Origin of the sequence: Enterococcus sp. DIV1307a (genome assembly GCF_050537425.1) — a bacterium.
Classification (GTDB): domain Bacteria; phylum Bacillota; class Bacilli; order Lactobacillales; family Enterococcaceae; genus Enterococcus; species Enterococcus faecalis.
On the sequence record NZ_CP172914.1, the window covers coordinates 1,006,910 to 1,030,911 of the forward strand.

The following is a 24,002-nucleotide window of genomic DNA, read 5'->3' on the forward strand; positions in this document are numbered from 1 at the left end:
GGAAGGACAGCTCATTATGAAAAAAATTATCGGCTTAGTAGGAACGAACTCAGAGCAATCAACCAATCGTCAACTTTTGCAATTTATGCAACACTATTTTGCGCAGGAGGCTGACATTGAACTAGTTGAAATTGTTGACTTTCCTATGTTTAACAAGCCAGAAGACAAAGTTTTGCCAGAAATAGTTAAAACGGTTGCTGAAAAAATTGAAGCAGCAGATGGCGTCATTATCAGTACGCCTGAATATGACCATGCGGTGCCGGCTTCTTTGATGAATGCCCTAAGTTGGTTATCTTACGGGATTTTTCCGTTTGTTGATAAACCAGTTATGATTACTGGTGCATCCTATGGCACGTTAGGTTCCTCTAGAGCACAAGCGCATCTGCGTCAAATTTTAGATGCTCCTGAATTGAAAGCACGAATTATGCCAAGCTCTGAATTTCTATTAGCGCATTCCTTACAAGCTTTTGATGAAAACAATGCGTTAAAAGATTCAGAACAAATAGATAAACTAGCTGGTTTGTTTGCAGATTTTTGTGTATTTATTGAAATTACAGAACAGCTGAAACATGCGCATGCGCAAAATAAAAAAGAAGCAGAAAATTTCTCATGGGAAACGATTTAACGAAATGGAGTGAATAAAATGAAATTAATTGGGATTGTCGGATCAAACGCTGATTCTTCTTATAATCGGTTACTACTGCAATATATTGGCAAAGAGTTTTATAAAATGTTCGACTTGGAAATTCTAGAAATTAAAGATATTCCAATGTTTAATCAAAGTAAGGATCAAACGAACAGTGTCTTGATTCAGAATATGAATCGCAAAATTTTACAAGCAGACGGCGTAATTATTGCGACGCCCGAACATAACCATACCATTCCTGCCGGTTTGAAAAGTGTGTTAGAATGGTTATCTTTCAAAATTCATCCGCTGGAAAATAAACCAGTAATGATTGTTGGTTGCTCTTATTATGATCAAGGAACCTCGCGTGCGCAATTACATCTCCGTCAAATTCTTGATGCACCTGGTGTCAATGCAATCGTGATGCCTGGGAACGAGTTTTTATTAGGGAAAGCGAAAGAAGCATTTGATGAAAACGGCAACTTAATTGCGGAGGGAACACGTCAATTTTTAGAAAGCACATTACAAAAATTCGTGGAATTCATTGATGTGATTTCAAAATTAGAAGGGGCTAAGCCAAAAGACTTACCTGAAGATTTACATGCAAAAGGAACCATTGAAACAACGATCGAAGGGGTTGATATGGCAGCAGATGATTGGGTAGAACAAGCAGCAGAAGCGGTTCAGGCTGTGGAAGGCGACACATACGTAAAATTAGATCGAGGCATTTTAACCGTAGATCAGCTAAATTATTTCTTAAAATCAATGCCAATGGAATTGACTTATGCAGACAGTAACAATCAATTTTTATATTACAATAAAAAAATGGCTGCTGAAGAAATGTTTGCTAAACGGCAACCAGGACAAGTTGGTAATCCATTAGCGAATTGCCATCCACCAAAAGCATTGAAAAATGTAGAATGGGTGATTCAACAATTACGGTCAGGAAAAACAGATGCTATTCGCGTTCATGTTCCAATGCACGGACCAGATACCTATGTAGTGCATAACTATCAAGCGATGTATGATGATAATGGAAATTACGCGGGAATTAATGAGTATATTTTAGACTTTAAACCAATTGTTGATTGGTATTTAAAACAAACTGGGCAAGAATTAGTCGGTGGAAAAAACGTCGATGCAGTCAGTGGTGCCTCCAAAAAAGAAGCGCCAGAAACGGCAGATAGTGTCTCAAGTGCATCAGTCCATGAAGAAGAGTCAGCGACCGAAAAGCCAACAGTTGACAGCGTTTCCAGTGCTTCGATTAAAGAGTAAAATAACAGCAAAAAATAGCGGCAACAAGTAGTCATACTGTATTCAGATTAGCAATGCCAAATGAGGACTTTTATTGACAGAAGCTGATACTTAAAAGAGTAAGAACTTTATAGGAAGATAGTATAGAAGACGAACCAAAAGTTTCAATCATTTTTGATGAATAGGCTAGAAAAGAAACAGAAAATTAGTCAAACAAATCAGCTTTTCTTTAAATTTAAAGTAAAAAAATAACAAAAAAAGCCTCCTTGGTGACGCAAGGGGGCTTTTTTTGGTTAAAATAATACTTTTCTATGAAGATTCCTAAATATCGAAAGAATCATTTTTAAATTTGTGGAAAAAATAAGCAAGATTGACACTCACGTCTTGTTAAAAAAATAGATACTTAAGGCGTGATAGTTTGGAGTTGAAAATGTGACTACTTTGTTAGATGAATTATTAGACCAAGAATTCCGAGATAAATTACTTATTTATCAAACTTTTATGAATAGTGAAGGTCCATTATTAAAAGAAGAATTTTATGGATATTTTGATTTATCCACTCAAAAGTTAGAATCGTTGTGCCGTCAAATAAATTATGAATGTACACAGATTTCTTCAAGAAGTCAAATTCTTTTTCCAGCTAAAGGACTGATTAGTGCGCAAAAATTATCGCAAATTGATTATCAAGCCTTAAGAAAATATTATTTTGATCAATCACTAATGGCCAAGTTGCTTCTTGATGTGGGCCTCTATCAAAAGCACACGATTCAAGAATTTTCTCAAATTCATTTTATGAGCAAAAGCAAAATTTATGCCTTCTCGTATAAGCTAAATCTGATTTTAGCTAATTGGCGTATTAAATTAAAGTCAACAGGCTTGGTTGGAGAAGAGAAAAATATCCGAAGTTTTTGTTTTCAATGCTTGTATTATTTTTATGGAAGTAATCAAGAAAGGCTGCCTAACATTTTGATGGAAAATAGTCCTGGCATTAAACGATTTATAAACGATTTACAACTGATGTATCAAAAAACGTTTAGTCTTAATCAAAGCGCACAACTATTTATTCTTTTAACGATCCAACGTTTTCGTGTGTTTTCTGATCATGTAGTGGACTCTTTTACGGAAGTTCATGTGCCTAGCTGTTTACAGCACGCGTTTGAAAAAATCTATACAAGCGAAACACCTCTTTTTAAAGAGGATTTTGGCAAAGAGACTTCATATATTTTTCTTTTTTTAAGTTTAAATGAATACATTGATAGTCCGATTGTTTTTCCAGATAAGTTAACCATGTTAGACGAATTTATTGATCATATGAATAGTGTTATTCCTTTCTTTGAAAAGCGAATTACGGTGGAAACAAAAGAAAAATTAAAGTTGATTTGTTATCGCTGGGACCGCCTATATTTTTCAGTGGCTGCATTTATTCCCGCCAAGCAGAGCAGTTTCTTTGAAGAGCGGTTTCCTCAAATTCATCGCGCCTTAGATGGTTTTATACAAAAGACAGAGTCGCTGCATCAAAAACGATTTTTAATGTATGAACGCGTGCATCTATATTATGATTTTATGTTTTGTTTGTTAAATGATCGGTCTTTTTGCGCAATTGAAAAAACGATTCATGTATTTGTTGATTTTTCTGGTGGGGAGGATTATAACCGCTTTATTGCAAAAATTATTGCTTCTTTCAATTATATGGATGTCATGATTGATCACAAATTAACCTTAGAAACCGATTTGTATTTGTCCGATTTTTATAGTTCGAAAGTACGGTGTCGTCAATTGACATGGCGTCATTTGCCGGAAACAAAAGATTGGCAAGTATTTGCTGAGGTGGTCAGAGAACTAAGAAAGGGAGAGACTCAGAAAAATGAGCACTATGAGAGAAACCCAATCGAGATGTGGCGAGAACAAGAATACGAAGGATAGTCAATTGAGACAAGCAGGTAACTATAAAGACTTAACTGGTCAAAAGTTTGGTGAGTTGACAGTAGTAGCACCAACGGCAAAAAGAAAAGAAGGGCTAATTGTTTGGGCCTGTCGCTGTTCTTGTGGGAGCTATACAGAAGCTTCAAGAAGACAACTAATTCGTGGATATCGAACCAAATGTGCGCACCATCGCTATCAAACAATGTTGAAAAAAAACTATCATGAATTAGTCGTGGTACGGATCGAAAGTATTCATCAGACAATGAAAGCGTATTGTCTGTGTTCATGCGGACAATCTTGCTGGGTTCGCTGTGAAAATTTGTTGAATGGTCATACCAAAAGTTGCGGTCATCGTAAAAAGAAGGATTACCGACAAAGAGTTGCTGGCGTAATTCCAGGGAAGTTGCAAAGTAAACGCCCTAAAAATAATAGCAGCGGACACAAAGGAGTGAGCCAGACCGCTTCTGGGAAATGGCTGGCTTATATCTCTTTGAAAGGCAAGCGCCATAACTTAGGTATCTTTACGGAAAAAAGTGAAGCAATTTTAGCAAGAAAATTAGCAGAACGTCGTCTATTTCAACCAATTTTAAAACAAGAAATAGTGACTACAAATAAGGAAGTTTAGCAACAGAGAGGATGCGAAAGATGTTAGCAGGCTTATTTTCAGTAACTGGAATGATTTTATTGGGGATTTTATTTTGCTTAATTGGTTATCAAACGTTTCGAAAACATCATCATTAAGAGAAGAATGTTCTAGCTAGATAATTTCATCGACAGATGAAATTATCTAGCTTTTTTTTATAAAAAAGCTAAGAAAAGGATAAGAGATTGTGGAAATTCTTTAGGTTGTTTAACAAAGCCTTAATTTCCTTTGTTTTAGATTGTGGTTAAGAAGATTTTTCTCTATACTAAGTTTTCGGAAATCAAAGAAAAGAAAGGAGCGAGTGATGTGGTTAAAAAAATTGGTTTAAGTATAATGCTCTTATTTTTTTTCTTAATTATCGCACTCCCAATCTATGCGTGGAAGATTGAGCCGAATTTAGTTCACGTTAATCAGGTGACTTTGGGAAAGAAAAATCAACGAGAACCATTGAATGTTGTGCAACTTTCGGATATACAAGTTTCAGAATTTTATGAGACGAAGCGGTTAGATAAAGTCATAAAAAAAGTCAATCGTGAAAAACCAGATATTATCGTTTTTACAGGTGATTTATTTGACAATTATGCCAAAAATCCGCAACAAAAAGAACCGATGATTGAAAAATTAAAACAGTTGCAAGCGACAATTGGAAAATATGCAGTTTGGGGAAATCATGATTACGGTGGCGGTGCTTCTGCGGTGTATGATGAAGTCATGGAGGCCAGTGGCTTTACCGTTATGAAAAACCAAGGAGAAACAGTAACCTTAGCAGATGGACGCCGTCTTTTTATTGGTGGTTTAGATGACTCGTTATTAGGAAATCCTTCCGTTTCAGAAACATTGTCCTATCGAGAAACGTATGACTATGCGTTATTAATGACCCATGAACCAGATGTCGCGGATGCATTTGTTGGTACGGGTACACAGTTAGTTTTAGCAGGACATAGCCATGGCGGACAAATTTGGATTCCTTTTTATCCAATCACAAATGTTTTAGCAGAAAAATATACCAGAGGATTGTATCAGTTGGACCAAGAAACGCAACTATATGTTAATACAGGCTTAGGAACGACCGCCATTCATGCCCGTTTTGGGGTGATCCCTGAAATTACACATTTTACTATCTATATTTAAAAAGTCTGGTCAATCCGACCAGACTTTTTTCTGTTATTTAACAGAATTATTTTTAAGAAAAAGATGCTCATATTTTGGTGAAACGTTTCTATAAAATGCTTTAAAATATCTAGAAAAGAGTATTTTTATGGAAAAAGAAGCAGGGAAAATAATTTCTTTATAAATGGTCTATAGCGCTTTTTAATGCTGTTATTTTTAAACAAAACCATAATGTAAGGGTTTACAACCGTTTGAAGTGAATGTATAATCTGTTTGTAGAAACGTTTCACTAAAAAGAAAGGAACCCTGCTTATGAAAAAACTAAAAAAGTTTTATGATCAGCGGCAATTGCATTGGATGGTACTTCCGGGTGTAGCATTCATGATTGTCTTTAACTACATTCCAATTTATGGAATTATCATTGCTTTTAAAAATTATACGATTGTTGATACGGTTTCTTCTGCACCATGGGTTGGACTTGAAAATTTTCGAATCATTATGGAAGATAGTTTTTTTTGGGAAGCAGTTCGTAATACCTTAGCGATTAGTTTAATGAAACTTTTTTTAGGATTCGCTATTCCGATTATCTTAGCGGTAATGATTTTTGAAATGAGAGATGGACATTTGAAAAAAGTGATTCAGACGATTTCTTATATTCCGCACTTTTTTTCTTGGATCGTTTTAGGTGGGATGTTGATTTCGTGGCTTTCAACAAATGGCTTTATCAACCAAGTCATGATGTCGTTAGGCTTAATGAATCAGGGCGTCAATCATTTGTTAGATCCTGATAAGTATTGGTGGATTGCTGTTCTTTCTGATTTGTGGAAAGAAGTAGGTTGGGGAACGATTCTCTATCTTGCTGGCATGTCTCGCATTGATCCAACGTTTTATGAAGCCGCGAGAATTGATGGTGCTTCAAAATTAACACAAATCCGAACGATTACTTTGCCCTTATTAGCGCCGATTATTTCGTTGAACTTAATTCTAAATGTTAGCGGTTTATTGGGATCGAACTTAGATCAAACGTTGGTTTTAATGAATGCTCAAAACCAAAACAAATCAGAAGTAATTAATTCATTTGTTTATCGTATGGGGCTAACGCAAGGGGACTTTTCTTATGCGACGGCAGTTGGTTTAGGGATTTCTGTTATTTCAATTGTTTTATTAGTCATTACAGATCGCATTACTAGAAAAATGAACAATGGTCGGTCGGTTATTTTATAAAGGAGGCAACAGCTGTGATTAAAAGAAAATCAAAAGAAAACAAATGGTTTTACTTTTTCAATACGTTAATTCTTGTGTTGTTTTCTTTATTAATTATCGTGCCAATTTGGAATATTTTAGTTTCCTCAGTTTCGTCAAGTTCGGGTTTAGCCGGTAAAGGCTTGGTTTTATGGCCGAAAGGATTTACGCTAGAAAATTATCGGAAAGTTTTTTCGGATAGTAGCATTCCGCGAGCGTTTTTGATTTCTGTTTTAAAAACAGTCATCGGTGCGTCGACGCATACGCTGTTCTGTGCAATTGTCGCCTATGGACTTAGTAAATCTAGACTAGTCGGGCGTAACATTTATACAACGATGGGTGTCATTACAATGTACTTTGGTGGGGGCATGATTCCCACGTATCTTTTGATTAAGTCATTAGGACTCTTAGATACCTTCTGGGTATATATCATTCCAGCTTTATTTAGCTATTATGATGTAGTTATCTTAATGAACTTTTTCCGAGAAATTCCACCATCTTTAGAAGAATCCGCCAAAATAGACGGCGCCAGTGAGTTTCAAATTTTTTATAAAATCTTTTTACCTTTAACAAAACCGGCATTAGCCACCATTATTTTATTTAATGGGGTAGGTCAATGGAATGACTTTATGACCACGAAATTATATATTACCAAAGAATATCTGTATCCATTGCAGATGAAAATTTATGAAATTATTGTTCAATCAAACTTGAGTACCATGACAGAGAGCGGCAGTACAGATATGGTGGTGCAGGCAACGACACGTGGTGTTCAGCTGGCAACAATTGTCATTACAACGATACCAATTTTAATCATTTATCCATTACTACAAAAACACTTTATCGGCGGTATGATGGCCGGTGCAGTAAAAGAATAAAGAAAGTAGGGAACAATATGAAAAAAGTTTTAGGCGGTTTATTGGTGGCAACGGCGGTCGTTAGTTTAGCGGCCTGTAGCGGTGGGGAAAAGAAAGCTAGCTCAGATGTCTCAATTAAGGATCGGTATGAATTAGATGAAAAGACGCCTGCTTGGAAGTTAGATAAGAAGAAAGAACCGACCAAGATTAAATGGTATATTAACTCAGATTGGACGGCATTGCCTTTTGGAAAAGATGTGACCACTGCGCAGATTAAAAAAGATTTAAATGTGGATATTGAATTTATTTCCGGCGATGATTCAAAATTAAATGCCATGATTTCAAGTGGAGATATGCCTGATATCGTGACATTAACTGAAAAAACTGGACAAGCAGCATTGAAAGCAGATTCTTGGGCCTATTCTTTAAACGATTTAGCTAAAAAATATGACCCCTATTTAATGAAAGTTGTTAACCAAGATACGTTTAAATGGTATGCCTTAGAGGATGGAAAAACATATGGTTATCCTAATTACTCTAATACAAAAGCGGATTATGAAAGTGGAAATATCCCAGTAAATGATAATTTTGTTATTCGTGAAGATGTCTATAATGCATTAGGCAAGCCAGACGTTTCAACACCAGAAAATTTTGAAAAAGTCATGCAACAGATTAAAGAAAAATATCCTGAGATGACCCCAATGGGCTTCACCACAGTGGGCGATGGTGCAGGACCATTTTTAGACAAATTACAAGACTTCTTAGGTGTTCCTTTAGAGGATAAAAATGGTAAATACTATGATCGAAATTTAGATAAAGAATACTTAGAATGGTTAAAAACATTTAATGATGTTTACCGAGCAGGCAATATTAGTGATGATAGCTTCACAGATGATGGAGCAACGTTTGATGAAAAAGTGAAACAAGGAAATTATGCAACCATGCTCGTTGCTGGAACTAGTGGTCAAGGTGGAAACTTTACAGAATTTATGAAAAAATCTGGCACACGTTATATAGCCATTGATGGACCAAGTAGTACTTCTGGCCGAAAACCAACATTAAATCAAACCGGCATTTCAGGTTGGTTAAGTAATTACATTACGAAAGATGCGAAAGATCCAGCGAAAGTCACTCAACTATTCACATATTTAATTGATGAACCGGGACAAATTTTAACAAAATATGGCGTTGAAGGAGTTACTTATGCGTACAATGATCAAGGGAAAATTGATTATTTACCAGAAGTGAAAAAATTAGAACAAACAGACAATGATGCCTACAACAAAAAATATGGCATTAGTCGTTTCCTATACTTTAACAATGACCGTGTTAATAAACTAAAAGTGCCAATGGAAAGTGCTTTAACGCAAATGCAAGAATGGGGCAAAGGAAAATTAGTCCCACATTTCGTAATTGAAAATATTAATCCAGATGCGGGAACGCCGGAAGCTCGGGCGAATGAAGCGATTGAAACCAAACTAAATACAACCGTTATTTCAATGATTCGTGCGAAAGATGATAAAGCCTTTGACAAATCTTTAGAAGACTACAAAGCATTCTTAAAATCAAATAAATGGGATGCAATTGAAAAAATAAAATCTGAGAAAATGGCAGAAAACAGAGACAAACTTAAGTAAGAGAGGAGGAGAGAAAAGCGGATAAAGCAACGAGAAATCCGCTTTTCTCTTTTAATATGAATAAGCTATTTGCATATGAAGGTTGGTATTATCGGATTTTTTCTTTTATTGCCAACTTGATCATTATTAATTTTCTCTTTTTAATTACCTGTATAACAGGCATCTTTAGCGGTGTCGGCTTAATTGCGTTGTATCGAACGATCTATCGTTTGTATCGTGAAAAAGATATTCCTGTTTTGCGAACGTTTTGGACAGCGTTAAAAAATAATATCATGCGAGGTTTTATTTTAACAGGTGTCTTGTTCGTTGCTTTTTTACTGGGCGGTATTGTCGTAACAAGTTTATTTAAAATAGCCACTAGTTTAGGTTTCTTAGCTATTTTTCTATTAAGTTTTGTTGCATTATTTTTGACGAGTTTTCTTTTTCTCTTTTCCGTTTTTAATTGGTCCGCTAAAAAGACACTAGGTGAGACGGTTTATGTGGTCTTAAGTAATAGTGCCAATGCGATTATTTTGTTTATTTTACCTCTTTTAACGTTTGTTTTTTTCTATAAGCTTAATTTGTTTTTATATATTGCGTTAGGATTCGGGACAACGGCTTTTCTTCAAGTTGCGTTTTTTCAGAAAGTGTTAGGTGTGGAACATGAATGAGTATTTTGAGTTTTGGGAAAAGACTAAGGAAGAACTTCAAAAAATACCGCTAGATATCCATCGGCGGGTCATTGACTATCCATTGGAAAATGTTCAAGTGGAACAGGTCGACTTTTTAAGTTTCCTAGGTGAGCGCATCTTTGGCTATTTGTTACTTCCTAAAACGGCGGGGAAACAGCCAATAGTGATTGACTGTTTAGGCTATATGAATCATATTCAAGAACCTTGGCAATTTGCTCATTGGACACAAATTGGTTGTGCTTGTTTTGTCATTGATAATCGAGGTCAAGGGGGATTAACCAAAGATCGCGTGCCATATCAAACAATTTGGCATGAAGCACCAATGGGACGAGGATTTCTAGACAAAGAAGATTGGTACCAACGCCGCTTGTTTGCCGACCATTTACGTAGCATAGAAGTGGTACGGACCTTTACTGAAATTAATCAGGACCAAATCATTCTTCGTGGTGGTTCCCAAGGGGGTGGCGTAGTGTTAATGGTGAACAGTTTAGTCGACTTCCCGATTTTAGCTACTTTTGCAGATGTTCCAAGTCATTCTTGTTTAGAAAATCGAGTAGCAGAAGGAACAGGTTCGTATCAAATTATTCATCAGTACTTACAAGAGCATCCTCAAGCGCATGAAAAAATTGCCGCGGTTCTTCCTTATTTTGATAGTCGCCACTTTGTTTCGCAAATTAAAAATCCAGTCTTTGCTTCTGTTGGGAGTCACGATCCGATATGTCCAATGAAAGATTTTTTCCCTTCTTATCATCAGATAAAGGCAAGAAAAGCAGTCAGAGTGTATTGGAAAAAAGGCCATGGTGGCGGTGAAACAACCCAGATCCGTCGTGAGATGCGTCAAATTCAACAACTATTGCAGGAGGTTAAAAATGAAAATAGCTACGTATAATGTCCGGGTAGATACAGAGTATGACCAAGATTGGCAATGGTCTTTTCGTAAAGAGGCTGTTTGTCAGTTAATCAATTTTCATGATTGGAGCCTTTGTTGTATTCAAGAAGTACGACCGAATCAAGTCAGGGATTTAAAGGCGTATACAACATTCACCTGTCTTTCTGCGGAAAGAGAAGGGGATGGTCAAGGAGAAGGACTAGCGATTCTCTATAACGAACAAAAAGTTCAGGCTATTGATACAGGGTATTTTTGGTTATCTGAAACACCTCAGCAGCCAAGTATCCATCCTGAAGCTGGCTGTCCAAGAATTGCTTTGTGGGGACTATTTAAGGAAACGACTCAAAATACGCCTTTTTTAGTCATCAATGTTCATTTGGATCATATTTCAGCTCATGCTCGTTTAGCAGGAATGACCGTTATCTTAGAGGAGTTACATGACAAAATTGCACAGTATCCAACTTTATTAATGGGCGATTTTAATGCAGAGTCGGAGGAAGCAGTTCATCAACTTGTTCAAAAAAAATTTCAAGATAGCAAAAATTTAGCTACTCATTATGGCCCAAGAGGAACATTTCAAAATTTTACTTACACAAAACCTTGGGCGGAATTAGAAGAAATTGATTATATTTATGTAAAAGGTTGGCAAGTACAGCAAACCGCAAGTTTAACAGATAGTATCGATGGACGTTTTCCCTCCGACCATTTTCCTTTAGAAGCAGAAGTATGTATTGAAGAAAGGTGAGAGTATGAAAGAAAATCAACTGATTCAATTAGTCGAAGAAATGACAATTGATGAGAAAATTAATCAATTATTACAATTAGCAGCAGCGTTTTATTCAGATAAAGCAGAAGAAAAGACCGGCCCTATGTCAGAGCTAGGACTAAGTCAAGAAACGATTGATACGGCGGGGACAACACTGGGTGTTTCCGGTGCAAATGAAGCGAAACGTGTTCAAAAAGAATATATGCAAAATCATCGCTTAAATATTCCAACACTTTTAATGGCGGATATTATTCATGGTTTCAGAACCATCTTTCCGATTCCTTTGGCTTTAGGAAGCACTTGGGATGAAGCAGCAGTTGAAAAAATGGCGGAGATTTCAGCAAAAGAAGCTGCTGTTTCAGGATTACATGTAACCTTTTCGCCAATGGTTGATTTAGTGCGCGATCCACGTTGGGGACGTGTCATGGAGTCAACAGGTGAAGATCCATTACTCAACAGCCGCTTAGCTGCTGCAATGGTTAGAGGTTACCAAGGAGAAAATTTAAAAGAAGACAATTGGCGAGTAGCCGCGTGCGTGAAGCACTTTGCGGCATATGGTGGTGCCTTAGCTGGTCGGGATTATAATACGGTAGATATGTCTGAACGGCAGCTAAGAGAAATGTATTTACCTGGCTATAAAGCTGGATTAGATGCGGGTGCAAAACTTGTCATGACGTCCTTCAATACAGTGGATGGGATTCCTGCTACAGGCAACCAATGGCTGTTTAGAGACGTATTACGAAATGAATTTGGCTTTGAAGGAGTTGTGATTTCAGACTGGGGAGCGATTAAAGAATTAATTCCTCATGGCGTTGCCAAAGATGAAAAACAGGCAGCAGAATTGGCTATCAAAGCTGGTGTAGATATTGAAATGATGACCACGTGTTATCCAGATTATTTAAAAGAATTACTTGAAGAAGGCCGGATTGCTGAAACACTTATTGATGAAGCAGTTATGCGAATTTTAAAACTAAAAAATGAGCTAGGCTTATTTGAAAATCCCTATCGTGGTGCGGATGAACAAGCGGAAGCAGAAGTGATTTTAAGCAAAGAACATCGAGAAATAGCTAAAAAGATTGCTCAAAAATCAATGGTTCTTTTAAAAAATGAAAATATTTTGCCTTTTACACCGCAAGAAAAAATCGCGCTTGTCGGCCCAGGGGCCAAATCACAAGATATTTTAGGGGCTTGGTCATGGCAAGGAAAGAAAGAAGAAGCCATTTCCCTCGTGGCTGGGGCCCAAAAATTAACCACAAATCTCCTAGTTGCCCAAGAACCTTTTGATTACTTTGAACCGACCGCGGCGGCCATTGAAGAGGCTTTAACGTTAGCTAGTCAAGCAGATAAAGTAGTAGTGGCACTAGGCGAAACAGATTGGATGAGTGGGGAAGCTGCCAGTCGCAGTGATATTCGTCTACCCGAAAAACAATTAGCAGTAGTGGCACAAATTATTGAGAAAAATCCCAATGTTGTTGTCACGGTCTACAGTGGCCGGCCCTTAGATTTACAAGGGATAGATGTTGCAAAAGGAATTGTGCAAGCTTGGCAACCTGGAACAGAAGGGGGCAATGCGCTAGCAGAAATTTTGTGGGGAGAGTACAATCCAAGTGGTCGTTTAAGTATGTCGTTCCCAGAAACGGTTGGTCAAGTGCCAATTTTTTACAATGTCGACAATACTGGGCGTCCTTATGAGTCAGCACCAGAAGAAAAATATGTTTCTAAATATTTAGATGTCTCTAATTACGCTAAATATCCCTTTGGATTTGGCTTAAGTTATAGTCATTTCTCTTATCAACCAATTCAACTAAGTGCATTAACATTTACCAAAGAACAACCAGTCACGGTCTCTGTTTTAGTAAAAAATGACAGTCCAATCGCTGGAGAGGAAACCGTGCAATTTTATGTACGTGATTTGGTGGGACAAGTGGTTCGCCCAATTAAAGAGTTAAAAGATTTCCAAAAAGTTTGGCTGGAACCAAAGGAAGAAAAAGAAGTTCAGTTTCTTCTTTCAGAGGATATGGTGCGCTATGTTCATTCAGATAATCAGGTAACCAGTGATGCAGGTGAATTTATCGTAATGATTGGTGGAAATAGTCGCGATGTACAAACCACAACAGTCACGTTAAATGAATAAGATGGGAAGGATAAGTTATGCAGATAAAGAAGCTTAAGCAAGCAGACACAGTCGCTACATTTCTAGAGACAGGTGATTTAAAAGAATTGAATAGCTGTGGCATGATGATTAATCAATTAGAAGGCAATCCTTTAGACGGGAGTATGAACCAACTCTATTTGCGGATAATTACAGGGGACACAATTAATTATCGACCAATGATTGGTTCCAACAGTCAAAGTGATTTTTATCTTTCAGATAACCAATTGACATGGCGGGGTGAATTTGAAGCGGTTCGTTACCAAGTTGACTTTCGTTTGGGGCCAAGCAATCAATGGTTCTGGCGGGTTAATGTCACTGGAACTGGCTTAGTAGATATTGTTTATGGTCAAGATATTGGCTTAGCGACAAAAGGAACCGTTCAGTCAAATGAAGCGTATGTGTCGCAGTATCTTGATCATCACATTTGGCAAGAGGGCGAAGAGCTTGTTGTTTTATCGAGACAAAATCAACCGCAAAATGAGAAGTTTCCAGCCCTTATTCAAGGGAGTTTTCAAAAATTAGTAGGCTACTCAACGGATGGCTATCAATTTTTTGGCCGTTCATTTAAACAAACAAACACACCAGATGCATTGGGGAAAAGATATTTAGCAAATGAAGTCTATCAATATGAATTTGCTTACACCGCTTTACAAACGGAAACCGTCCAATTAACGAATGAAAGTAAGGAATTTGTTTTTTATGGTGCGGTAACAGAAACACATCCGCAAGCATTAGCTGAACCTTTTTTATCGAAAGAAGACTTACAAGCTATTTATGAAACTGTGACATTCGATTCATTAAAAGAAACACAGGACTTTCCTCCAAAACTTTTAGGAGAACCTATCACAGGAAATCCATTAACAGAAGAAGAGTTGGCCGCACTTTATCCCCTTCAGACACAAATTGAAAAAGTAGCAGGTCGGACGTATTCCTTTTTCACGGAAAATTACCATCATGTTGTTCTTCAAGAAAAAGAAATTGCCATGGAAAGAGCGCATGGCCACATTTTATTAAGTGGTAAAGACTTAACGGTTGACGAACCTTTGCTTAGTACGACAGTGTATATGTATGGCATTTTCAATTCACAAGTGGTTTTAGGAAATACAACCATGAACAAATTAATGAGTAATAGCCGAAACGCTTTAAACGTTATGAAACGCTCTGGTCAACGAATCTACATTTTAGAGAATGGCTTATGGCGCTTACTAACAATGCCTTCTGCTTTTGAAATGGGGTTGAACTCTGCTACGTGGTATTATAAGTTGCCAAAGGATACAATTCGTGTACGCACCTTCACTTCGCCTGATTCAAGAGTGATTCAATTGGAAGTGACCAGTCAAAAGGATGCGTATATGTGGGCTGTTTCTAACCATTTGTTATTAGGACCTGAAGAAGTACCAACCTATCAATTAGAACAAACTGGCAAAATGCTTCGAGTGACGGGAAATCATTCTGCTACAGAAAATTATTACCCAGAACTAACCTATGCATTGACAGTTGATAAATCATTTCAAGTAACCGATAGCACATTATTTGGTGGAGCTGAAGCGGACTTATTAGTCTTGGCAATCGAAAAGACCCAAAAATTTTCACTACTTATTACGGGCAGTATAGAGGACCAAGCATTAGTCAATACACCATTAGATTTTGAAAAAGCAGAAAGTCAATATTTAGCATTCATTAATGGCTTGTTACATCATTTTGAGTTAACACACACAGACTCAAGTGTGCAGCAAATGAATCAATTAACTCGTTGGTATACTCATAATATGCTCGTTCATTATTTGTCGCCACATGGCTTAGAACAGTATGGTGGAGCAGCTTGGGGCACACGAGATGTGTCGCAAGGACCGACAGAATTTTTCTTTGCGACGCAACAGCCTAAGATCGTGGCCTCCATTATTCAGCATCTATTTGAAAATCAATTTGAGGACGATGGCAACTGGCCGCAATGGTTTATGTTTGACCGATACGAAGAACAAAAAGCCAGTGAAAGCCATGGCGATATTATCGTCTGGCCATTGAAAGTAGTGACTGATTATTTGGAACAAACCGCAGATTATTCAATCTTAGCTACGGAAATCCCTTATACAAGTCGCAAAGATAATCACAAAACAAAAGAAACAGCATCTTTATTTGAACATTTGAAAAAAGAAATAAATTATATTGAACAACATTTTTTACCAGAAACTTTTCTATCCTGTTACGGTGACGGCGATTGGGATGACACGTTACAACCTTATGATAATCGTCTTAAAGAGCAAATGGCTAGTAGTTGGACCGTTGCCTTAACGTATCAAGTATTGAAAAAATTTGCGGCTTTAATTACGGAAATCGATGCTACTTATAGTCAGCACTTAGCAATTTTAGTCGCAGGAATAAAGAACGATTTTCAAAAATATATGTTGGCGGATGAAACGATTCCAGGGTTTATTTATATGGAAACGCCAGAAACTTTTGAACAAATGATTCACCCAAATGACCAAAAAACAGGGATTCAATATCGATTATTGCCAATGACTCGTAGTATGTTAGCTGAATTATTAACACCGGAACAAGTAAGTCATCATTTAGAAATTATTGAAAAAGAATTAACGTTTCCTGATGGCGTGCGTTTAATGAACAAACCAGCGAACTATCGAGGCGGTGTGAGCACTAATTTTAAACGAGCAGAACAGGCGGCTAATTTTGGTCGCGAAATTGGCTTACAGTATGTTCATGCGCACATTCGCTATACAGAAGCGATGGCGAAAATTGGTCAGCGAGACAAAACCTGGCAAGCATTAATGCAAATCAATCCAGTTCAATTAAAAGAAGTGGTTCACAATGCAGAGTTACGTCAAGCCAATGCCTATTTTAGTAGTTCCGATGGCGATTTTAAAACAAGGTATGAATCACAAGAAAATTTTGGTAAACTAAAAGATGGAAGTATTGGGGTAAAAGGTGGTTGGCGAATTTATTCAAGCGGGCCGGGAATTTATTTAAATCAATTAATTACAGCTGTTTTAGGGATTCGGCAAAAGGCCCAAAGTGTGGTTTTTGATCCCGTGTTACCAGAAAAATTGTCTGGTTTAGCACTAACTTACCAATTGTTTGATAAACCTGTCACATATAAATTTTATCCAAATCAGTCAGCGAAAATAGTTATCGATGGTCAAGAAGTTCCGTTTAAATTTGAAGAAAACCCTTATCGAGAAGGGGGAATGGAAGTTCAAAAAGACGAGGTGCTTTCATTATTAAATGAAGCAAGTGTTATTGAAATTTACCATTAGAAAGGAGAGTAGTCCATGGTAGGAATTAAAGATATTGCAAAAAAAGCAGGCGTATCAATCTCGACCGTTTCTTACGCATTGAATGGTAGTTCAAAGGTAACTGAAGAAACACGAACGCGCATCCAAGCAATTGCTGAAGAGCTAAACTATGTTCCTAACATGGCCGCTCGCACATTAAAACGTCGTCAAACTAATATTATTGGTGTCTATTTGGCCGATTATGGCGGTAGTTTTTATGGTGAATTGTTGGAGGGGATTAAGAAAGGCTTAGCACTGTTTGATTATGAGATGATTGTCTGCAGCGGTAAAAAGTCACATCTTTTCATTCCTGAAAAAATGGTGGATGGGGCAATTATTTTAGATTGGACATTTCCAACAAAAGAAATTGAAAAATTTGCTGAACGAGGCCATTCGATCGTTGTCCTTGATCGAACCACTGAGCATAGGAATATTCGGCAAGTTCTCTTGGATAATCGTGGCGGTGCCACGCAGGCAATTGAGCAATTTGTCAATGTGGGTTCAAAAAAGGTTCTTCTGCTTTCTGGACCAGAAAAAGGTTATGATAGCCAAGAACGATTGGCTGTTAGTACACGAGAATTAACTCGTTTTGGGATACCTTATGAAATTATCCAAGGCGATTTTACCGAACCTTCTGGCTATGCGGCTGCTAAAAAAATTTTGAGTCAACCACAGACAGAACCAGTCGATGTTTTTGCTTTTAATGATGAAATGGCGATCGGTGTCTATAAATATGTTGCAGAAACAAATTACCAAATGGGGAAAGACATTCGGATGATTGGTTTTGATAATTCTGAACTAGGTGCGTTTGTGCAACCGCGATTAGCAACAATTGCCTATTCTAAACATCGATGGGGCATGGTGGCTGCAGAGAAAATTATTCATTTAATGCGGGGAGAAGCTGCTGAGAGCGAACACATTTACACACGTTTTATAGAAGGAGAATCTTTTCCATCTGAATAATAAATAAAAAGTTTGGTCCAATGCTAGCTAAGCTAGCGGACCAAACTTTTTTCTGTAATGGTAATTTCTTCTGATGCAATGGGTTCATCCAGACTGAGAAGGCGATCTCTAAATTTAAAATGGACCGGCTTGTTCTCATTAATAAATTCATACGGGTAAGCACCTTGGATTGTTTCACCAGGATTGATTTCATCTGCTAAACGATCTAGTTTGTCTTGGAAAGGTGAATCTGTTAAGACTGCATATTGTAAATTTTGGGCTTTTCCGTGGACAGTTTGACTAACTTCCATAAAACTTTGAATCATTAGCTGAATATTTTGTGTTTTTTCGGTTGTATTGGTTAATTCAAACAGGACATAAAACATGGGTTTGCCTTGATAATCTTTTCCTTTATGCAAGGTAGTTAAGGATAAACGCCCATCTGGAACCAACAATGTTCGATTTTCATACGTCCCAATACTTGTCGCCAAGACTTCATCAGGTGCGGGCGCACTTTGACTTGCTGGGCTGCCACTTACAGTTGAACAAGCACTTAATAAGGTACTTAGAACGAGTAAGCTCATTAAAATGTAGGGTTTCCTCATATAAAGTCCTCACTTTGGTTGATTGACTATGTAAAAAACAAATTGCTTGTATCTATATAAAAAAGAGTGCTACAAGCAATATTTTAATCGTAGTTCTAGTAAATAGCAATACTTTTATCAAAATTCATGTTTGGAAATATAATTTGAAAAATATTTTTAACTAGCAGAAAAACATTTCTAACAAAAAGTATTGGCTCAAAGTAAAGAGATCGTTTTGTTAGAAATGAGAAATGGCAACATAAAAGTTTTCTATTTTTCTGCAATTAAGACAGTTTCAAAAGTGAATTCACTAGGAATATGATTCGCAATTGAGTATTCAAAAATATGTCCATTGCCTAGGTAAGCAATTTGTTCTGCACGCATCAGGAAATCATTATCGGTTAAGTTTAAATATTTTTTTTCCAACGCAGAAGGACGGATCCCAGAAATGCTGACCCGCGCACTTTGAATTTTTTGATGCAATTGTTCCGAAATATATTGATAAATGGAGACTTTCAATTCTTTCATTGTCAAGTTCGGAATTAAAGCAACGGGCATCCAAGTGTATTCAATAATTGAGGGCACATCTTCGATAATCCGTAAACGAATAATTTTGTAGACTAACTCTTCTTCTGTGATACTTAATTTTTCAGTCACCCAAGGCTCAGGTACTTCTGTTGCAAAGCCTAAAACCACGGATTCAACTTTTCCATCGTAGGTTGAGTAAGTGCCGGTTAACGGAGAAAATTTAGTAATGGTTCGATTTTGAAAGTCTTGAACAAAGCTGCCCGAGCCACGTCGTCTGACAACATAACCTTCTTGCACAAGCAAATGTAAGGCTTTTGTAATGGTTAGTTCGCTGACCTGATATTTTTCTGCAAGAAGACGACCTTGGGGTAACTTTTGATTAATGGGATAAACACCTGCTTCGATATCCTGTTTTATAGCTGCATAAATTTCTTTATAACGTGTATTTGTCCGCATCAGAGTCCTCCTTTATCACCAGTATTTCTCTCATTATACCATGAATTTAACATGTTAAAACTATATATTTATTTTTAACGTAACCACTTAATAATCAAGTACTTAAATAAAAGTAGTTGACTTATTCTTTTTAAAACTATATAGTTTTAAAAGTAAACAGAAGAACTTATTGATCTGATTGGTACTTTTTGTGAAAACCTTTTACAATAAAAGGGCAGCACAGAAAAGAGGGAGGTATGACAATGGAACATCATCAACTAAAAGCATTTCCGCAAGATTTTTTATGGGGCTCTGCTTCGGCAGCTTATCAAGTAGAAGGTGCTTGGAGTGAAGACGGCAAAGGCGCATCTGTTTGGGATGAATTTGTTCGGCTACCAGGAAAAACGTTCAAAGAGACAACTGGTGATTTAGCCGTCGATCATTATCATCGTTTCAAAGAAGATGTGGCTTTAATGAAACAACAAGGTTTAAAAGCATATCGTTTCTCGATAGCATGGACACGAATTTTACCTGAAGGACGTGGTCAAGTAAATCAAGCGGGACTGAAATTTTATTCAGATTTAATTGATGAGTTGTTAGCGGCAGGAATTGAACCAATGGTAACTTTATATCATTGGGATTTGCCAGCTGTTTTGCAAAAAGAATATGGTGGCTGGGAATCAAGAAAAATTATTGCTGATTTTGTGGCCTATGCGAAAATTTTATTTGACGCTTTCCGTGGCAAAGTTCGCTATTGGATTAGTTTAAACGAACAAAATGTGTTTACTTCGTTAGGTTATCAATTAGCCGTGCATCCTCCCGGCGTAACAGATAATAAACGGATGTATGAGGCCAATCATATTGCTAATTTAGCCAATGCAGCAGTGATTAATGCGTTTCATGAATTAGAAATGCCTGGCAAAATTGGCCCTAGCTTTGCTTATACGCCTGTTTATGCCGTTGATGCGCATCCTGCCAATGTTTTAGCGGCTGAAAATGCAGAAGATTTGTTGTCGCATTTTTGGTTAGATGTCTATCTTTGGGGAGAATACCCAATTGCCGCATTAAATTACTTACAGGAGCAAGGTGTGGCCCCAACGATAAAAGAGGGCGATTTAGCGTTACTACGTTCAGCCAAACCTGATTTTCTAGGTATTAATTATTATCGGACGGATACGGTTGCTGCTAATCCATTAGATGGCGTCGGAATAGGGAAGATGAACACAACGGGTGAAAAGGGTTCTGAAACGGAATCTGGGGTACCGGGTTTATTTAAAAAAGTAAATAATCCATATGTTGAACGGACGAACTGGGATTGGGCCATTGACCCGCAAGGTTTGAGAATTGCCTTACGACGATTAGCTAGTCGCTATCAAGTGCCTATTTTAATTACTGAAAATGGGTTAGGCGAATATGATACCTTAACAGAAGATAAACAAATTCATGATACGTATCGCATTGATTATTTACGAAGCCATATCCAAGCGATTCAAGAGGCGATTACGGATGGTGTTTCAGTTATTGGTTATTGTACATGGAGTTACACCGATTTACTGTCGTGGCTCAACGGCTATCAAAAGCGTTATGGTTTTGTCTATGTGGATCAAGATGAAACACAAAAAGGTTCCTTAGAAAGAATCCCGAAAGACAGTTATTATTGGTATCAAAAAGTCATTGAAACAAATGGACTTATCTAATTATAAGAAAAGAGTGTGGAAAATATGACAGTAAAAATGGGGTTTATTGGATTTGGTAAAAGTGCCAACCGCTACCATTTACCTTACGTAATGATTCGAGAAACACTAGAAGTGAAAACAATTTTCGATTTACATGTTAATGAAAAAGCAGCAGCGCCCTTTAAAGAAAAAGGCGTAAATTTTACCACTGACCTTAATGAATTATTAACGGATCCAGAAATTGAATTGATCACAATCTGTACGCCTGCGCATACACATTATGATTTAGCCAAACAAGCCATTTTAGCTGGTAAATCAGTGATTGTGGAAAAACCATTTTGTGATACGTTAGAACACGCAGAGGAATTATTTGCTTTAGGGCAAGAAAAAGGGGTAGTAGTGATGCCTTATCAAAATCGACGTTTCGACGGCGATTACCTAGCGATGAAGCAAGTAGTAGAGCAAGGCTTTTTAGGAGAAATCAATGAAGTGGAAACACATATTGATTATTATCGACCAGGAAGTATCACGGAACAAGGACCTAAAGAAAATGGTTCGTTTTACGGACTAGGCATTCATTTAATGGATCGCATGATTGCTCTTTTCGGGCGTCCAGATCAAGTCACTTATGATATTCGTAATAATGAAGTGAGTGAGGCAGTCGATAATTATTTTGACGTCGATTTACATTATGGTTCAAAATTAAAAGTAAAAGTTAAAACGAATCATTCTGTCGCTAGTCCGTATCCACGTTTTATTGTTCATGGTAGCAATGGCTCGTTCATCAAATATGGCGAAGATCAACAAGAAAATGATTTAAAAGCCGGAATCATGCCGGATGCACCAGGCTTTGGAGAAGATTCACCAATGTATTATGGAGAAGTGACTTACCGTAATGGCAATGGCGACTGGATTAAAAAACAAATTAAAACGCCTGTAGGTGATTACGGTCGTTATTATGATGCCGTCTATGAAACGTTGAAAAATGGTGCACCGCAACTAGTAACTAAAGAGCAAGCATTAACTAACATCGAAATTTTAGAAGCTGGTTTCCTTAACCCAAGTCCAAGTGTTTATCGTTTGAAAGAAAACTAAAGCGTATTTAAATGACTTGAAAAGCGCCTGACCCACAGTCCAGACAACTGTGGGGCAGGCGCTTTTATTTATAAAGAATTGTGAATTTTAATATAAGAAACGTATATTGTTAGTAAAAATAAAAAAAGGAAAGACATCTTAGTAGCACTACTTCCCCAAGAATTGCTACTAAAATGTCTTTTGTGATGCTCGCTCAATTGAAGAGCCTTAAATAGGATATCGAATATCCAGTATAAATGCAAGTAAACTACTTTATAGTTAATATTAGTATACTTCATAAAATAATTTTTCAAAGAGAAAAAGGCTTGTTATGAGAAAAAATTAATTTTTAACTCGTTTTTTCTAAGCAAGATTCGGGTGAAAAAGACAATAATTACTGAAGCTGAATGGTAATTAAAGAGGTTCTTTGCTAAAATAGGAAAGACAAGAAAGTTTGGTTAACGAAAGAACCAAATCAGAAAGGAGGACAACCAGTGGAAAGTTGGCTTTTTTTACTACTGATTGCCTTGATTGCGTTTGTTGCAAAAAATCAAAGTTTATTAATTGCGTCAGTTGTTGTGCTTGCTTTAAAAGCTTTACCAAATAGTGCGAAAATCATGTCGTGGTTGTCAGATAAAGGCATTAATTTAGGTGTCACAATTATTTCAATTACCATTTTAGTCCCGATTGCTACAGGACAAATTGGCTTAAAGGATTTAATCCAATCATTCAAAACACCGATGGGATGGCTGGGGATACTTTGTGGAATTCTGGTAGCTGTTTTATCCTCAAAAGGAGTAGGTTTAATTAATCAATCGCCTGAGATTACGGTGGCCTTAGTTTTTGGAACGATTCTTGGCGTCGTTTTTTTAAAAGGAATTGCAGCTGGTCCGATTATTGCATCGGGGATGATGTACGTAATCATTACTACCTTTCAAGCCTTTCAACACTAAAAAAGCAAACAAAACGCGTAAACGTTTTGTTTGCTTTTTTAGTGTTGATAAATGTCCACATTACTATCTAATATGCCACTTTCATTTTTTAAAGTAATGGTTCCCGCATTCGGATGAATCACTAGCTGTAAATGCCCTGTTAAAAACATTTGGTCATACGTCGAAGTATAGACGTGAAAAGAATCATTAGCAATTGTTTCAGTATAAGGCGCTTCTGCTTGATCAACAGGAACGATAATGAAACGATCGCCAATCATACAACAACCTTCTGCGGAAGAATAAGGATTAGAGCCGTCATTTGCTACCAACAAGAAGGTGTTCGTTTCAGTTAAGAAAGGGGCTAAACGTTGTTTTACTTCTTCAGAAATAGTCAGAGACATTTGCCTCACTCCTTTAAATAGTATGTAAAAGGAAGAGGGTAGCTTGTCGCTATGCCGCTCTTCAAAGGTTTTGTTATTTGCTTGTTTCTTTACTGCTTTTTTTGAAAAGAGCAATAGAAAAGGCGACAACTAAGACAACTGTTGCAGCTAAAACAAATGGATTTTTTGTTGCTGATGTGAACCCTAGGACTGTTGAACCAATCGCACCTACGTAAGATAAAATAATCGCTGCTTTCTTTGGTGTTGAAAGTTCTGTAAAGCTATCGCGGAAGGCGACACCTAAACCTAAAGCGCCAATAAAGGCAAACATCCCAAAAATAATGTGTAAAAAGACCATGAATTTCACCTCCAACAGTCAGTATAGAGAG

Annotated in this window: 21 protein-coding genes; 17 read left to right on the plus strand and 4 right to left on the minus strand. The window is 37.1% G+C overall.

The features are described 5' to 3' along the window. Nucleotides 1-16: 16 nt before the first annotated feature. The 14 genes from IGL90_RS04935 to IGL90_RS05000 all read left to right on the plus strand — a co-directional run bounded on the left by IGL90_RS04935 (nucleotide 17) and on the right by IGL90_RS05000 (nucleotide 18,025). Complete coding sequence (locus IGL90_RS04935) at nucleotides 17-625, plus strand: NADPH-dependent FMN reductase (RefSeq protein WP_002357907.1); 609 nt, start codon at nucleotides 17-19, stop codon at nucleotides 623-625. Nucleotides 626-643: 18 nt separating this feature from the next. Further along, nucleotides 644-1,900, plus strand: coding sequence for an NADPH-dependent oxidoreductase (locus tag IGL90_RS04940; RefSeq protein ID WP_002360528.1), 1,257 nt, complete (start codon nucleotides 644-646; stop codon nucleotides 1,898-1,900). Between the two features lie 411 nt (nucleotides 1,901-2,311). Continuing rightward, nucleotides 2,312-3,802: a helix-turn-helix domain-containing protein gene (locus tag IGL90_RS04945; protein ID WP_010712333.1), complete on the plus strand. Its 1,491-nt coding sequence runs from the start codon at nucleotides 2,312-2,314 to the stop codon at nucleotides 3,800-3,802. Further along, nucleotides 3,753-4,427, plus strand: a complete 675-nt coding sequence (locus tag IGL90_RS04950) for an AP2 domain-containing protein (protein ID WP_029655997.1) — start codon at nucleotides 3,753-3,755, stop codon at nucleotides 4,425-4,427. Before IGL90_RS04945 ends, IGL90_RS04950 begins: the two co-directional genes overlap by 50 nt. A 258-nt stretch (nucleotides 4,428-4,685) precedes the next feature. Beyond that, nucleotides 4,686-5,576: a metallophosphoesterase gene (locus IGL90_RS04955; RefSeq protein ID WP_025189357.1), complete on the plus strand. Its 891-nt coding sequence runs from the start codon at nucleotides 4,686-4,688 to the stop codon at nucleotides 5,574-5,576. Nucleotides 5,577-5,867: 291 nt separating this feature from the next. Continuing rightward, on the plus strand, nucleotides 5,868-6,779 hold the full coding sequence (locus IGL90_RS04960; RefSeq protein ID WP_002382199.1) for an ABC transporter permease: 912 nt from the start codon (nucleotides 5,868-5,870) through the stop codon (nucleotides 6,777-6,779). A 14-nt stretch (nucleotides 6,780-6,793) separates the two neighbouring features. Then, the gene (locus IGL90_RS04965; RefSeq protein ID WP_002357901.1) at nucleotides 6,794-7,675 is read left to right on the plus strand and encodes a carbohydrate ABC transporter permease; all 882 of its coding nucleotides are present in this window, start codon (nucleotides 6,794-6,796) and stop codon (nucleotides 7,673-7,675) included. Nucleotides 7,676-7,692: 17 nt separating this feature from the next. Beyond that, entirely contained in the window at nucleotides 7,693-9,291 is a 1,599-nt protein-coding gene (locus IGL90_RS04970) for an ABC transporter substrate-binding protein (RefSeq protein WP_002357899.1), read from the plus strand. A 56-nt stretch (nucleotides 9,292-9,347) separates the two neighbouring features. After that, on the plus strand, nucleotides 9,348-9,941 hold the full coding sequence (locus IGL90_RS04975) for a DUF624 domain-containing protein (protein ID WP_048737792.1): 594 nt from the start codon (nucleotides 9,348-9,350) through the stop codon (nucleotides 9,939-9,941). Then, nucleotides 9,934-10,851 carry an acetylxylan esterase gene (locus tag IGL90_RS04980; protein ID WP_048737793.1) on the plus strand — a complete coding sequence of 306 codons (918 nt, stop codon included), beginning with the start codon at nucleotides 9,934-9,936 and terminating at the stop codon, nucleotides 10,849-10,851. Before IGL90_RS04975 ends, IGL90_RS04980 begins: the two co-directional genes overlap by 8 nt. Continuing rightward, a complete protein-coding gene (locus tag IGL90_RS04985; RefSeq protein WP_010822724.1) occupies nucleotides 10,832-11,596 on the plus strand; it encodes an endonuclease/exonuclease/phosphatase family protein in 765 nt (254 codons plus the stop codon). The genes IGL90_RS04980 and IGL90_RS04985 overlap by 20 nt, the downstream gene beginning before the upstream one ends. A 4-nt stretch (nucleotides 11,597-11,600) precedes the next feature. After that, nucleotides 11,601-13,751 (plus strand): glycoside hydrolase family 3 N-terminal domain-containing protein, encoded by a 2,151-nt coding sequence (locus IGL90_RS04990; RefSeq protein ID WP_048737798.1) that lies wholly within the window; start codon nucleotides 11,601-11,603, stop codon nucleotides 13,749-13,751. A 17-nt stretch (nucleotides 13,752-13,768) separates the two neighbouring features. After that, complete coding sequence (locus IGL90_RS04995) at nucleotides 13,769-17,044, plus strand: GH36-type glycosyl hydrolase domain-containing protein (RefSeq protein WP_048737800.1); 3,276 nt, start codon at nucleotides 13,769-13,771, stop codon at nucleotides 17,042-17,044. Nucleotides 17,045-17,059: 15 nt separating this feature from the next. Continuing rightward, nucleotides 17,060-18,025 carry a LacI family DNA-binding transcriptional regulator gene (locus IGL90_RS05000; protein ID WP_002382203.1) on the plus strand — a complete coding sequence of 322 codons (966 nt, stop codon included), beginning with the start codon at nucleotides 17,060-17,062 and terminating at the stop codon, nucleotides 18,023-18,025. 32 nt (nucleotides 18,026-18,057) lie between these two features. Here the strand turns inward: IGL90_RS05000 and IGL90_RS05005 are convergent, their stop codons facing one another. Continuing rightward, nucleotides 18,058-18,588 (minus strand): DUF5067 domain-containing protein, encoded by a 531-nt coding sequence (locus IGL90_RS05005; protein WP_033595033.1) that lies wholly within the window; start codon nucleotides 18,586-18,588, stop codon nucleotides 18,058-18,060. A 270-nt stretch (nucleotides 18,589-18,858) separates the two neighbouring features. Further along, the gene (locus IGL90_RS05010) at nucleotides 18,859-19,572 is read right to left on the minus strand and encodes a GntR family transcriptional regulator (RefSeq protein ID WP_002366529.1); all 714 of its coding nucleotides are present in this window, start codon (nucleotides 19,570-19,572) and stop codon (nucleotides 18,859-18,861) included. Between the two features lie 242 nt (nucleotides 19,573-19,814). Here IGL90_RS05010 and IGL90_RS05015 point away from each other — a divergent pair, with 242 nt between their 5' ends. The 3 genes from IGL90_RS05015 (at nucleotide 19,815) to IGL90_RS05025 (ending at nucleotide 23,254) form a co-directional block, all read left to right on the plus strand. Next, nucleotides 19,815-21,248 carry a glycoside hydrolase family 1 protein gene (locus IGL90_RS05015; protein WP_010825178.1) on the plus strand — a complete coding sequence of 478 codons (1,434 nt, stop codon included), beginning with the start codon at nucleotides 19,815-19,817 and terminating at the stop codon, nucleotides 21,246-21,248. Between the two features lie 24 nt (nucleotides 21,249-21,272). Beyond that, nucleotides 21,273-22,322, plus strand: a complete 1,050-nt coding sequence (locus IGL90_RS05020) for an oxidoreductase (protein ID WP_010712336.1) — start codon at nucleotides 21,273-21,275, stop codon at nucleotides 22,320-22,322. Between the two features lie 473 nt (nucleotides 22,323-22,795). Then, nucleotides 22,796-23,254, plus strand: a complete 459-nt coding sequence (locus IGL90_RS05025; protein ID WP_002357887.1) for a DUF441 domain-containing protein — start codon at nucleotides 22,796-22,798, stop codon at nucleotides 23,252-23,254. A gap of 38 nt (nucleotides 23,255-23,292) precedes the next feature. On the opposite strand, the gene IGL90_RS05030 is transcribed toward IGL90_RS05025, so the two are convergent. Continuing rightward, nucleotides 23,293-23,634 carry an iron-sulfur cluster biosynthesis family protein gene (locus IGL90_RS05030; protein ID WP_002391631.1) on the minus strand — a complete coding sequence of 114 codons (342 nt, stop codon included), beginning with the start codon at nucleotides 23,632-23,634 and terminating at the stop codon, nucleotides 23,293-23,295. A gap of 73 nt (nucleotides 23,635-23,707) precedes the next feature. Continuing rightward, entirely contained in the window at nucleotides 23,708-23,971 is a 264-nt protein-coding gene (locus tag IGL90_RS05035; protein ID WP_002381957.1) for a hypothetical protein, read from the minus strand. Nucleotides 23,972-24,002 lie beyond the last annotated feature (31 nt).